The 12393-nt window shown below is 65.9% G+C and carries 12 protein-coding genes and 2 pseudogenes; 10 read left to right on the top strand and 4 right to left on the bottom strand.

Annotation, left to right across the window (positions count from 1 at the left end; all coding sequences use genetic code 11):
* Positions 1 to 117 precede the first annotated feature (117 nt).
* From nusA to EWU68_RS08520, 9 genes and pseudogenes are all read left to right on the top strand, one after another.
* Positions 118 to 1107 carry a transcription termination factor NusA gene (gene nusA, locus EWU68_RS08560; RefSeq protein ID WP_129315718.1) on the top strand — a complete coding sequence of 330 codons (990 nt, stop codon included), beginning with the start codon at positions 118 to 120 and terminating at the stop codon, positions 1105 to 1107.
* A 10-nt stretch (positions 1108 to 1117) separates the two neighbouring features.
* The gene (locus EWU68_RS08555) at positions 1118 to 1615 is read left to right on the top strand and encodes a YlxR family protein (protein ID WP_338049681.1); all 498 of its coding nucleotides are present in this window, start codon (positions 1118 to 1120) and stop codon (positions 1613 to 1615) included.
* Positions 1616 to 1767: 152 nt separating this feature from the next.
* Positions 1768 to 4743 (top strand): translation initiation factor IF-2, encoded by a 2976-nt coding sequence (infB, locus tag EWU68_RS08550; RefSeq protein ID WP_129315717.1) that lies wholly within the window; start codon positions 1768 to 1770, stop codon positions 4741 to 4743.
* A gap of 146 nt (positions 4744 to 4889) precedes the next feature.
* Positions 4890 to 5327 (top strand): annotated as a pseudogene (gene rbfA, locus EWU68_RS08545) (30S ribosome-binding factor RbfA); the annotation flags it as partial.
* Positions 5328 to 5495: 168 nt separating this feature from the next.
* Positions 5496 to 6563, top strand: a complete 1068-nt coding sequence (gene truB, locus EWU68_RS08540) for a tRNA pseudouridine(55) synthase TruB (RefSeq protein ID WP_274542744.1) — start codon at positions 5496 to 5498, stop codon at positions 6561 to 6563.
* Positions 6560 to 6931 (top strand): hypothetical protein, encoded by a 372-nt coding sequence (locus EWU68_RS08535; protein WP_129315715.1) that lies wholly within the window; start codon positions 6560 to 6562, stop codon positions 6929 to 6931. Before truB ends, EWU68_RS08535 begins: the two co-directional genes overlap by 4 nt.
* Before the next feature lie 39 nt (positions 6932 to 6970).
* Complete coding sequence (locus EWU68_RS08530) at positions 6971 to 7423, top strand: hypothetical protein (protein ID WP_129315714.1); 453 nt, start codon at positions 6971 to 6973, stop codon at positions 7421 to 7423.
* 69 nt (positions 7424 to 7492) lie between these two features.
* Positions 7493 to 8251: a DUF4345 domain-containing protein gene (locus EWU68_RS08525; RefSeq protein WP_129315713.1), complete on the top strand. Its 759-nt coding sequence runs from the start codon at positions 7493 to 7495 to the stop codon at positions 8249 to 8251.
* A gap of 91 nt (positions 8252 to 8342) precedes the next feature.
* Positions 8343 to 9332, top strand: a complete 990-nt coding sequence (locus EWU68_RS08520) for a bifunctional riboflavin kinase/FAD synthetase (protein WP_238692394.1) — start codon at positions 8343 to 8345, stop codon at positions 9330 to 9332.
* Between the two features lie 145 nt (positions 9333 to 9477).
* On the opposite strand, the gene EWU68_RS08515 is transcribed toward EWU68_RS08520, so the two are convergent.
* Genes EWU68_RS08515 through EWU68_RS13040 form a run of 4 tightly spaced genes read right to left on the bottom strand, consistent with a single transcriptional unit; the run spans position 9478 to position 11893 of the window.
* Positions 9478 to 10305 carry an aldo/keto reductase gene (locus tag EWU68_RS08515; protein WP_129315711.1) on the bottom strand — a complete coding sequence of 276 codons (828 nt, stop codon included), beginning with the start codon at positions 10303 to 10305 and terminating at the stop codon, positions 9478 to 9480.
* A 40-nt stretch (positions 10306 to 10345) separates the two neighbouring features.
* The gene (mtnN, locus tag EWU68_RS08510) at positions 10346 to 11101 is read right to left on the bottom strand and encodes a 5'-methylthioadenosine/S-adenosylhomocysteine nucleosidase (protein ID WP_238692393.1); all 756 of its coding nucleotides are present in this window, start codon (positions 11099 to 11101) and stop codon (positions 10346 to 10348) included.
* Positions 11098 to 11556 (bottom strand): S-ribosylhomocysteine lyase, encoded by a 459-nt coding sequence (locus EWU68_RS08505; RefSeq protein WP_129315710.1) that lies wholly within the window; start codon positions 11554 to 11556, stop codon positions 11098 to 11100. Before EWU68_RS08505 ends, mtnN begins: the two co-directional genes overlap by 4 nt.
* Positions 11557 to 11605: 49 nt before the next feature.
* Complete coding sequence (locus tag EWU68_RS13040; RefSeq protein ID WP_162421433.1) at positions 11606 to 11893, bottom strand: helix-turn-helix transcriptional regulator; 288 nt, start codon at positions 11891 to 11893, stop codon at positions 11606 to 11608.
* A 105-nt stretch (positions 11894 to 11998) separates the two neighbouring features.
* Between EWU68_RS13040 and EWU68_RS13035 the strand changes: the two are divergent.
* A pseudogene (locus EWU68_RS13035) lies at positions 11999 to 12393 on the top strand (site-specific DNA-methyltransferase); the annotation flags it as partial.

Genomic DNA, 12393 nt, shown 5'->3' with positions numbered 1-12393 from the left:
CCCGGCTAGAATAAGTCGGAATGCAGGGGCCGACCAGGACGAGGTCCGGGCCCAGCCGGGTGCCGGGGCGCGATTGCGCCCCGGTGCTTTGGCACTTGGAGCAAGGAAAGGCCAGCAATGGACATCGACATGAGCAACCTCCGCCTCCTGGAGAAGGAGCGCGACATACCCGTCGATCAGCTGATCCGGATGATCGAGTCCGCTCTCTTGCTGGCCTACGAGAAGAACGCCGGGGCGATCCGCAACGCCCGCGCCGTAGTGGACCAGGACACCGGCCACGTGCGCATCATGGCGCCGGAGATCGACGAGAACGGCGAGGTCATCGGGGAGTTCGACGACACGCCTCGGAACTTCGGTCGCATTGCGGCCGCCACCGCCCGCCAGGTGATCTTCCAGCGTCTCCGCGAGGCGGAGGACAACCAGGTCCTCGGTGACTTCCGCGACCGTGAGGGGCAGCTCGTCTCCGGGCAGATCCAGCAGGGCGGACGGAACGACATGGTCCAGATCGACTTGGGGACCGTGGAAGGAGTGCTTCCCCCGCACGAGCAGGTTCCCGGAGAAACCTATTCCCACGGGGCGCGCATCCGGACCTTCGTGGTCGAGGCCCGGCGTGGTTTCAAGGGACCGTCCATCACCCTGTCCCGGTCCCACCCGGACCTCGTGCGTCGCCTCTTCGAGCACGAGGTTCCGGAGATCGAGGACGGATCGGTCGAGATCATGTCGATCGCGCGCGAGGCCGGGCACCGGACCAAGATCGCGGTGCGCGCGACCCAAGAAGGTATCAACGCCAAGGGCTCGTGCATCGGAGAAATGGGTTCCCGAGTCCGCGCCGTCACCTCCGAGCTGAACAACGAGAAGATCGACATCGTCAGTTACTCGGAGGACCCCTCGGCCTATATTTCGGGTGCCCTGAGCCCGGCGAAGGTCGCCTCGGTCGAGGTCGATCCGCAGGGCAGGTTCCAGGCCAGGGCGATCGTCCCGGATGACCAGCTGTCGCTGGCGATCGGCAAGGAAGGGCAGAATGCCCGACTGGCCGCCAAATTGACCAACTGGCGCATCGACATCGTCTCGGAGTCCAAGGCCCGGGCAGCCCACACGGCCGAATAACCTTCACCATTTGTGTGGGCATCCTCACAGGCAGAGGTGTGTTTCGGCCAATCTTTGGGGGAAACACGCCATCGGGGGATACACTGGACTCCGGTCATCGATTGCGCTCGACGCCCGGTACGAGCACGAATGGTCGGAAGGGGATGAGATCTTGTCTTCTCCCCCCGGAATCCGTACGTGCATAGGGTGCCGACGCTCCGATGATCGAACCGCACTAGTTCGTGTGGTCCTCCAGAGGGCGCAGGGAAATCGAACGGGCGAGATCGTCCTGGACCGGAACCGGTCCATGAAGGGGCGGGGAGCCTGGTTGCATCCCGATCGTCAGTGTTTGGACCGGGCTCTGGGAACGAAGGCCTTTGCCAGGTCGTTCCGGTGTCCCGTGGATCCGAAACCTCTCGAACGCCAATGGGCCGCGGAGGAAGACTCCGTGCCGCAACGCTGTGATCCGCGTGAGGGCCGCCCCCTAGCTCAATCAACGGGTGCGAGTGCACCTGAAGAAAGCGAGTAGAAAGCCGATGGAAACCCGATGAGTGCCGCGCAATGAGTACTTCACTGTGCTCGGCCAACGGCGAGTCCCGAGGCAACCGCGTGGTTGCCGAGAGCCTTATACGGAATTAAGCGGTTTGTGCCTGTTTCGGCGCAGACCGAGACAGGAGTAATGTGGCAAAGCCCCGCGTTCACGAGCTCGCGAAAGAGCTCAACATCACCTCGAAGGAAGCGATCGCCAAGCTTCAGGACTTGGGCGAATTCGTTCGGGGGGCATCGTCCACGGTGGAACCCCCCGTGGTGAAGAAACTGCGCGCCGCCTTCGCGGACCGCGCTCAGGCCCCCGCCCAGGGAGGCCAGACGACCAAAAAGCAGTCGACCGCCAACGAATCCGGGTCGACGACCTCGGATGCATCGACCCCCTCGGAGCCCGAGGCCACGACGCCGAAGAAGGCTGCCCCGAAGCCTGGTGCACCCAAGCCGTCCGGCCCCACGCCGGCGACCGCGGGCAAGTCGACGCCCAAGCCCGGTGCCGCGAACAAGCCCGAACCGAAGCAGAGTGCTTCCACGGGTCACGCCGAGCCCGAGGCCTCGAAGGACGCCGGCCAGGAACAGCCGACCCCCGCGACGGCCGGTGACCAGGCGCCTCAGGAAGGCACCCCCAGGACACAGGCGCCCAAGCCCGGCGCGCCGAAGCCGGGCGCACCCAAACCCGGTGCACGCCCCGGAAACAACCCGTACACGTCGCAGCAGGGCATGCGCACGGACTCGTCCGCGCCCAAGCCCGGTTCCGCACCGACCCCGGGGCCCCGCCCCGCGTCGGCACGCGGCAATGCGCCGAAGCCTGGTGCACCCCGTCCGGGCAACAACCCCTTCAGCTCCCAGCAGGGCATGAGGGGCGCCAACGGCGGCAACCGCCGCGGCGGTCCGCGGCCCGGCCAGGGCCAGGGCCAAGGAGGCCCGCGCCCGGGGCAGGGGCAGGGCCAAGGCGGTCCTCGTCCCGGTGCCGGTGCCGGCGGGCAGCGCGGCAACGCTCCGCGGCCCGCGGCTCCCTCGGGCAACCGGCCGAGCCCCAACATGATGCCGGCCAAGATGACGTCCAATGTGGGCGGTCGCCCCGGTGGCGGAAGCCCCGGCGGCGGCAACGGTCCCCGTCGAGGCGGGCCCAGCGCAGGCGGGCCCCCGCGCGGCGGAGGCCGTGGACGCGGTAACGCCCAGGGTGCCTTCGGACGCGGAAACTCGCGGCGCAAGCAGCGCAAGTCGAAGCAGGCAAAGCGGAACGAGATGGAGCAGATGCAGGCTCCTACGGCCGGCGGCGTCGTTGTCCCCCGGGGCAACGGTGAGACGGTCGTTCGTATGCGCCGTGGCGCCTCGGTCATGGACTTCGCGGAAAAGATCAACGCGAATCCCGCGGCGTTGGTGACCGTGCTCATCCACCTCGGTGAAATGGCCACGCAGACCCAGTCGCTGGACCAGGACACCTTCGAGCTCCTGGGCGCCGAGCTGGGCTACAAGGTCCAGATCGTCTCGCCGGAGGACGAGGAGCGCGAGCTGCTCGAATCCTTCGACATCGATCTCGACGCCGAGCGTGAGGCCGAGACGGACGAACAGCTCGAGGCACGTCCTCCGGTAGTCACCGTGATGGGTCACGTCGACCACGGCAAGACCCGTCTGCTCGACGCTATTCGCCACACCAATGTGATCGAAGGCGAGGCCGGTGGCATCACGCAGCACATCGGTGCCTACCAGATCACCACCACCGTGGACGACGAAGAAAGGCTCATCACCTTCATCGATACCCCGGGTCACGAGGCATTCACCGCCATGCGTGCCCGTGGTGCCAAGGTGACCGACATCGCCGTGCTCGTGGTTGCCGCGGACGACGGCGTCATGCCCCAGACCGTCGAGGCGTTGAACCACGCCCAGGCGGCCGACGTGCCGATCGTCGTCGCGGTCAACAAGATCGACAAAGAGGGCGCGAACGCGGACAAGATCCGTGGTCAGCTGGCCGAATACGGCCTGGTCCCCGAGGAATACGGCGGCGACACGATGTTCGTCGACGTCTCGGCACGTCAGCACCAGAACATCGAGGAACTGCTCGATGCCATCTGCCTGACCGCGGACGGGGCACTCGAGCTCCAGGCCAACCCGGACAAGGAAGCTCGCGGCGTCGCCATCGAAGCGAACCTGGACAAGGGACGCGGCGCGGTATGCACCGTGCTCGTCCAGTCGGGTACGTTGCACGTCGGCGACAGCATCGTCGCGGGCGTGGCCCACGGCAGGGTTCGTGCGATGTTCGACGAGAACGGTCAGAGCGTCAGTGAAGCCGGTCCGTCCCGGCCCGTCCAGGTCCTTGGCCTGTCCACGGTTCCCCGTGCGGGCGATACCTTCCTCTCGACCCAGGAGGAACGGACGGCACGCCAGATCGCCGAGAAGCGCGAGGCGGCGGACCGCAATGCTCAGCTGGCCAAGCGTCGCAAGCGCGTCACGCTCGAGTCCTTCGACGAAGCCGTGGCCCAGGGCAAGATGGACACGCTCAACCTCATCATCAAGGGTGACGTCTCCGGTGCCGTCGAGGCTCTGGAGGACTCGTTGCTCAAGATCGAGGTGGGCGACGGCGACGAGGTGCAGTTGCGCGTGATCCACCGCGGCGTCGGCGCCATCACCCAGAACGACGTCAACCTTGCCACGGTCGACAACGCGATCATCATCGGCTTCAACGTCCGTCCGGCCGAGCGAGTCACGGAACTCGCCGACCGCGAGGGCGTGGAGATGAAGTTCTACAGCGTCATCTACCAGGCCATCGACGAGGTCGAGCAGGCCCTCAAGGGAATGCTCAAGCCCGAGTACGAGGAAGTCGACCTCGGCTCGGCGGAGGTCCGCGAGGTCTTCCGTTCGTCGAAGTGGGGCAACATTGCCGGTTCGATCGTGCGCAGCGGGCTCATCCGCCGCAACGCGAAGGCCCGCCTGGTGCGCGACGGCACGGTGGTCTCGGACTCGCTGACCATCGAGTCGCTCCGCCGGTTCAAGGACGACGCGACCGAGGTCCGCGACGGCTACGAGTGCGGTATCGGGCTCGGATCCTTCAACGACATCCGTGAAGGCGACATGATCGAGACGTGGGAGATGCAGGAGAAGCCCCGCGACTGATCTCGCGCGAGCATCCGGTCATCCACAATTGATGATCTGACGAGCACGGGCCGGTGCCCAGGGGTAACCTGGACACCGGCCCGTACTTCACGGAGCACACTTTTTCGAGCGTCCCCTCTCGGGGCGCACTGACTTGAGGAGAGATCATGGCTGACGCAGCTCGTGCGGCTCGCTTGGCGGACCGGATCAAGGTCATCGTGGCCCAGGCTCTCGAGCGCCGGGTCAAGGACCCGCGTCTCGGTTTCGTGACGGTCACGGACGCCAGGGTCACCAACGACCTTCAGCACGCGACCGTCTACTACACGGTCTATGGAACCGAGGAGGAACAGGCCGGAACCCGTGCGGCTCTCGAATCCGCCAAGGGAATCCTCCGGTCCGAGGTGGGCAAGAACATCACGGCCCGCCTGACACCCACACTGACGTTCGTCCCGGACGAGGTCCCGGTCAACGCCAACCACCTCGAGGACATCCTTCGACAGGCCCGGGCCCGTGACGCGGAACTGGCCGAGGCGGCGGAAGACAAGACCTTCGCGGGCGACGCCGACCCGTACCGTCGCGATGACGACGATGACGCGACTCCCGCTGCGACGGAGCAGCAGGAGTCCACGCCCCACACGGACGCCGCTCGCGCGGACGTCGCGGGTATGCGGGACGGCTACGACCCCGTTGACGAGGACTTCGGGAAGGGCGCCCACTGCGACCCCGACTCGGGCACGACCCAGATGCGTGAGGCCCAGGAGGGCACCGAGTAAGTGGCACGTGATCGTTCGCGCCAGGGCGGGCCCTCGGGGCTCGTCGTGGTGGACAAGCCTGCGGGGATGACGAGTCACGACGTCGTCGGCCGCATGCGAAGAATCGCCGGTACCCGTCGCGTCGGGCACGCCGGAACCCTGGACCCGATGGCCACGGGAGTGCTGATCCTGGGCATCAACAAGGCGACCAAGTTGTTGACCTGGGTCAGCGGCGAGTCCAAGACGTACTCTGCGACCATCCGGCTCGGACAGTCCACGCTGACCGATGATGCCGAGGGCGAGGTGACGAACCACGCGTCGGATTCGGATCTCTCCGAGATTGCGGACTCGGCGGTGCACGCCGCGGTCGGTGAGCTGAGGGGCGAGATCATGCAGGTCCCCTCGGCGGTGTCAGCGATCAAGGTCAACGGCGTGAGGTCCTATGCGAAGGTGCGTTCCGGCCAGGAGGTCGAGCTCCAGGCGAGGCCAGTCACGGTCCATGCCTTCGATGTTCTCGGTATACGACGAACTCACGTCTCCGAGGACGACACCATGCAACCCGTCATCGACGTGGACGTCGAGGTCACCTGCAGCTCGGGCACCTACGTGCGGGCCCTGGCCCGAGACATCGGCAAGCAACTCGGCGTCGGTGGACACCTGATCCGCCTGCGACGACTGAGCGTGGGGGAGGTCGGGATCGACGACGCGGCCACGCTCGAAGACCTCGCAACGGCCGGCGAGCGGGGCGAGGCCCTGCCGATTCTGGCACTCGAACGCGCCGCGGAACGGCTCTTCGCGCGCCGCGACCTGGATGACGAAGAAGCCACCGCCGTCTCGAACGGCCGCTGGATCCCTCCGAACTCCGACCATGCGGATGCCCCTGGGAATCGGAGCGAGGACTCCGGGGCCGGGCGCGCGGACGACATCGTGCCTGCCGGTGAACTGACCGCGGGCTTCGCTCCGGACGGGACGCTGGTGGCCCTGGTGCAGAACCAACGGCGCAAAGGCAAGCAGGTCGGGGTCCCGCATCTCGTTTTCGCTTCGGGCTGCCGGTTTCCGATCGATCGAGAAAATGGGGGAGAGGCGTGATTGCAGGCTACGACCTGTGGTTCTGGATTGCCTTGGTGCTCGGAGCGGCATCCGCGCTCGTGTGCCTCGTGCAATTTCTGCGCGGACGGGCCACGGACGATCTCTCCCAGGGCTCGGTGCTGATTCTCGAGGCCTTCCTGGTGGTCTACCTCATTGGCTCGATCGTCATGCAGACCATCACCGACGGCCCTTCGGGCGACGCCTGGGAGTACTACGGTTATCTCCTGACCGCGATGCTGATTCCGGCCGGAACCTTCGTCTGGTCCATGACGGAACGGACCCGCTGGTCCACGTTGGTCCTGGCCGTTGCCGGCCCCATCATCATCGTGATGGTCCAACGCATGAACGTGCTGTGGTACTACTACTGAGTCTCCACCATCCGACCCACCAGAGAGGTCAAGACTGACATGAACGACGTCGAGGCGAACGACGCGCGGCAGACCCCTGGTCCTTCGGCCAAGTCGAAGGGCCCCGGGATGATCCTGGTTGCCGTGTATGCCCTGTTCTCCCTGTCCGCCGGGGCGCGGGCCCTGTACCAGATCCTTGCCAAATTCGATGAGGCCCCGGTCTCCTTCGTGCTCTCCGGCGTCGCGGCCGCGATTTACGTCTACGCCACGATCTCGCTGGCGCGGAAGGGCATCGGTGCCTACTGGTCCGCCGTATGGGCCATCCTGATCGAATTGGTCGGGGTGGTTGCGGTGGGCATCTTCTCCTACGTGCGGCCCGACATGTTCCCGTTGGCATCGGTCTGGTCCCACTTCGGGTCCGGGTACGGCTACGTTCCCCTGGTTCTGCCGATCATCGGGCTGTTGTGGCTGTACCGGAACAGGCCGGGACGTCGCGCGCCGTCGGCGAGCTGAAGTGCTCCCCGAGGTGTGCGGTCCTAGAGTGGTATCAGGAAGAGACGATCTACCCGAACGGAGCCGATCATGACCGACCCCTCGTCGTCCGAAAACAGCGCGAAGGGCCCCGAAGGCCGTTCGACGAGTCCGTGGGAAGCGCCCCACCCCTCAGGCCAGCCACGGCAACCCGAGCAGCCAGAACAGCCGCGGCAACCCCAACCATCCGGATCCGAGCGTCCGTCGACCGACCGCCCGAAGCGCCCCGGAGCCCCGCAGGAAGGCTCCCGCGGTGCGCCGCCGTCCACCGAGTCTGCCGGGAAAGCCCGAGGCAAAGCCAAGGCAGCGCAGGGAAAGACCGCGACCACGTCGAGCGGCAAGCCGGGCAAGCAACAGGATTGGGGACTGTTCCGCGCCGTCGTCGCCCTCTATGGGCTCGTCATCATCGCCTACGGCATCTGGCAGATTTTCGCCGGGACGGCGTCCCTCCCCGGTGAGTCGACGGGCTCCAGCGCCACGGTGGCCGCCTCCTACGGAGCTCTCGCCGCAGTCCTGTGCGGAGTCGGCGCCGCGTTCGTCGCGATCGCCGTGAAATTCAAGTGGGCCAATGTCCTGTGGTTCGTGTGCCTCATGATCTTCCTGGGCGGAATCGGTCGTATCTTCTCCTGGGCCATCTTCGGTCTGCCGCATCCGCTCATGATCGTGCTCATGGTGCTGGACCTCGTGATCCCTCCGTGCCTGCTGGTCTGGCACGCATGGATCCGCAAGGCCAACCGAATCCGCAGCGAGATGACCCAGGGCGGCACGCAGCCCGCCGCTTCGAAGAAAGCGGGTAAGAAGCGTTCATAACAGGGGTCGCCGGACGGCGGCCCACTGGCACAAGGACTAGACTGATGGCCGCGGCTCGAGAACCGAGCCGCGGCCTGGTATGAGGAGATTCGTGGACTGTTTCAGGAGCCTGGACGAGATCCCGCAGGGATACGGCCCCACAGCGGTGACGATCGGGAATTTCGACGGCGTCCACCGGGGTCATGCTCGGGTCATCAGGACCGTCGTGGCTGAAGCGCACTCCGACGGGCTCAAGGCCGTCGCGATTTCCTTCGACCCGCATCCTGCCCTGGTGCACCGGCCGGACGTTCCTCACTTCCCCATCATGGGTTTGCGGGACAGCCTGGATCTCCTCGACGAGTTGGGACTGGACGCGCTCGTCCTGTTGCCCTATTCCCTCGACTTCGCGCAGGAGACCCCCGAGGACTTCGTGCGCACCACGTTCGTGGAAGGCCTCGGCGCCAAGAAGGTCGTGATCGGGGCCGACGTCCGTTTCGGCCGGAACAATTCGGGGGATCTCGACACGATGAAGCAGCTCGGGGAAGAGCACGGCTTCGAGGTCGCCGTGGTTGAGGACCTCTCGACCGACAACGATCTGACCGAGCTGGACGCCAAGGACGAACACCGCCGGTGCTCATCGACCTGGATCCGGGAGCTGCTCGCCTCCGGAGACGTCGATTCGGCCGCGCACTTGCTGGGCAGGTACCACCGCATGCGGGGGAAAGTGGTTCACGGTGCGGCCCGCGGACGCGAGCTCGGATTTCCCACCGCCAACATGGCCTCGGATTCGGACGGCTTGATTCCTGCCGACGGCGTCTACGCGGGATGGCTGCACGACGAGGCCGGGCAACGGTGGCCCGTGGCGATCTCGGTGGGTTCCAACCCCACGTTCGAAGGGGTGTCGCGGCAGGTCGAGGCACACGTCATGGGCCGTCCTCACGAGGAAGTCGAGGACTTCGACCTCTATGGGCAGAACGTCATCCTGGAGTTCGTGGCGCACCTGAGGTCCATGGTTGCTTACGAAGGCATGGACGCTCTCATCCGCCAAATGACCAAGGACGTCGACGACGCCTGGCGCGCCCTGGGGTACGAACCCGAATGACCTGAACCGGCCGGTCGCCGACCTGGTGGAGCGAACCGGTCGCGCCGACCGGGTCGGCACCGACCCACTCGCGCCAGCCCCGGCGGACGACGGCATGGGCCCCGGAGAGACCGCAGCTCTCCGGGGCCCATGCTCTCTCACGAGCCTAGAATTCCTCGTGCTTGCGGGGGTCGAAACCCTTGTAGGCAATGCCCGTGTGGAGGCGCTTGATGACCTCCATCTGCTCAGGACTGAGCTCCCAGTCGAAGACGTTCAGGTTCTGCTCCATGCGCTCCGGCGTCGACGTCTTGGGGATCGGCACAATCTTGTTCTGGACCATCCACCGCAGAACCACCTGCGCGGGAGTGACCCCAAGGGTGTCGGCGATGTCTCCGAGTTCGGGGGTCTCATCCAGCCCCTGCATGCGCCCGAGGGGAGACCAGGCCTGGGTCACGATCCTTTTCTTCTCGTGGTACGCCCGCCACTTCTCCTGCTGCTCGCGGACCTGGAGCTCGATCTGGTTGACCACCGGGATCTCGCTGGTCTCTTCTCCGAGCCGGTCAATATGTTCGGGCAGGAAGTTGGACGTGCCGATCGAGCGCACCAGGCCTTCCTCCTTCAGCGCGATCATGGCCTTCCAGGACTCGACGTACAGGTCCACCGACGGGTTCGGCCAGTGAATGAGGTACAGGTCCAGGTAATCCAGGCCCATGGTCCGCAAGGACTCCTTGGCCGCGGCGATGGTGGGCTCGTATCCGTGATCCTTTCCGGCGAGCTTGGTCGTCACGAAGATCTCCTCGCGATCGACGCCGGAATTGCGGACGCCGCGACCGACACCCTTCTCGTTGCCGTACTGGGCCGCGGTGTCGATCAACCGGTGCCCGCGCATGATGGCCTCGGCAACGTTCGCCTCGGCCTCGGCGTCGGACATCGGGTAGGTTCCGAATCCGACGGCCGGGATCTCGCGGCCGTCGCGCAGCGTGTGGGTGTGCATCGTGGTCTCCTGAATTCTGTGGTCGTCTGCTGTGGCGAGTTTACGCGGGGACGCCGTCGGTGGCCCTGATCACGGCGAGGACGGCGTCGGCCGACCTGCGTGCGACGATCTCCACGGACATGTGGAAGTCCTGGTCGGCGGCCGGCCCGCACAGGTCGGACACGCCTCGCACGGACAGGAACGGGACGTGGTGGCTCGTGCAGACCTGTGCGATCGCCGTGGTCTCCATGTCGGTCGTGACGGCGTGCGGGAAGGCTTCGCGGGTGTCCTTGACGTTACTCTGCGTCACGAACGATCCGCCCGCGAGCATCTGGCCGACGTGGTGGGTTCCGTCTTCCGGCACGAGTCTCCGGGCGGCGTCGAGGAGCCCGCCGTGGGGTGCGTAATCGACCGGCATCCCGGGGACCTGACCGCGTTCGTACCCGAAGGCCGTCGCGTCCGCGTCCGTGAACGTGTAGGAATCGCCGACCGCGAGGTCGCCGACCTCGACGTCCTGCCGGAGACCACCCGCGCTGCCGGCCGAGAGGACCGCGCGGGGCTCCGACGCCGCAATCGCCGTGGTCGCGGCACTGGCCGCATTGACCAGCCCGATGCCGGACCGGACCAGAAGGATTGATCGCCCTTCATGGCTGAGCGGGTAGTACCGCGCGCGGCCGAACTCGACGTCGGGTCCGATGCGCCGACAGGAGTCGAGGAAGGGGGCGGCCTCTTCGTCCATGGCCACCTGCACAACCACGCCGCCGCCCACCGTGTCGCGGACTTCGGGGGAGAGCGGCCCCACCGGCTGGGGGTTCACGCGTACACCTCGCCCCAGGCATCACGCTGATCGAGGAAATCGGAAACGGCGCCCTGTGCCCCGGACAGGGTGTGGTTGCTGCCCCAGCCGCACTGGGTCTCGTTGGCCGCGGGGACCTCGCTCGCCCCCAGAATGTCGCGGAAGGTCTTCTCGAGCACGGCCAGGAACTCCTCCGGTTCGAGCCCGAGTGTCAGGGCGTAGAAGCCCGTCTGGCACCCCATGGGGGAGAAATCGATGAGCGCATCGGTGTGATTGCGCATGTGCTCGGCGGTCAGGTGTTCGATCGAGTGGACGACCGGCATATCGAGATGCCCCTGATTCGGCTGGGCGAAGCGGACATCGTATTTGATGAGGGTGTCACCGCCGGGAAGTTCTTTCCGGTCGGCGATGCGCACGTACGGTGCCGCGACCTTGGTGTGGTCCAGGTTGAAGGATTCGACGTTCATCTTCTGCATGCATCAATTGTTGCGCACATGTGCACGTTAAGTCAGGGTCGCCCGCGGCTCACTCGTCGACGCCGTCATCCTTTTCGTCGGGCCACAGGGCCTTGAGCACCTCTTCGCGCGGGATCTCGAGGATCGCGACGACGCTCATCAGGGAACGCAATTTCGGATTGGACGGATTCCGGGTTGCGCGATCGCTGTAACCGTACTCCATCTGCTGATAGTGCTGGCGGGATATGCCCGCAGCGAGTGCGACCTTCTCCTGGGTGATACCGAGGTCCGCACGATGCGATTGCAGGAGGCTCCCGAGGCGCTGTGCCGTCTGGCGATCAAGGGAGTCTGAAGTCATTGAACCAGAATCCGGGCGCACCGGATTCCGGTCTACCAAGTACACTTGGCAAACTCCGATATCCTCGATGATGCAAAGTGTACTCGGCACGGGGTGGGGGATGCAATGGATCCGAGCGCAGAATCTTCGGGGCATGAGGGGTATTCCGCTCGGCCGGGGCAGTGGGCGGAGACCTCCGAGACCTACGGGCTGACCTGGCCGGGGAAGCGGGCGGCGCGTCGTCTCGCGCAGGCCCCGACGCGGTGTCGTTTCGTGTCCATGGACGGCGAGGAGATCGAGCCGGTGTCGCTCCGCCAGAATCTCGTGATCGAAGGGGACAGCCTGGATGCCCTCAAGATCCTGAAAAGAACGCACCTGGCCTCCTTCGACGTCGTCTGCATCGACCCGCCGTACAACGGTGGGACGACCGCCGACTACAGGGACAACTTCCACAGGCCACAAGCGGAGGAGGACAGAGTCGCGGCTATCTCTTATACACATCTGACGCTGCCGACGACGGA

This window comes from Rothia koreensis, from assembly GCF_004136575.1.
GTDB lineage: Bacteria > Actinomycetota > Actinomycetes > Actinomycetales > Micrococcaceae > Rothia > Rothia koreensis.
The sequence above is the reverse complement of the archived record's forward strand: the minus strand, read 5'-3'. Positions and strand labels throughout refer to the sequence as shown.

Coding starts and splice junctions, on each gene's coding strand:
- nusA (WP_129315718.1), top strand. CDS start 118: ATGGACATCGACATGAGCAACCTCCGCCTCCTGGAGAAGGAGCGCGAC.
- EWU68_RS08530 (WP_129315714.1), top strand. CDS start 6,971: ATGAACGACGTCGAGGCGAACGACGCGCGGCAGACCCCTGGTCCTTCG.
- EWU68_RS08525 (WP_129315713.1), top strand. CDS start 7,493: ATGACCGACCCCTCGTCGTCCGAAAACAGCGCGAAGGGCCCCGAAGGC.
- EWU68_RS08515 (WP_129315711.1), bottom strand. CDS start 10,305: ATGCACACCCACACGCTGCGCGACGGCCGCGAGATCCCGGCCGTCGGA.
- EWU68_RS08505 (WP_129315710.1), bottom strand. CDS start 11,556: ATGCAGAAGATGAACGTCGAATCCTTCAACCTGGACCACACCAAGGTC.
- EWU68_RS13040 (WP_162421433.1), bottom strand. CDS start 11,893: ATGACTTCAGACTCCCTTGATCGCCAGACGGCACAGCGCCTCGGGAGC.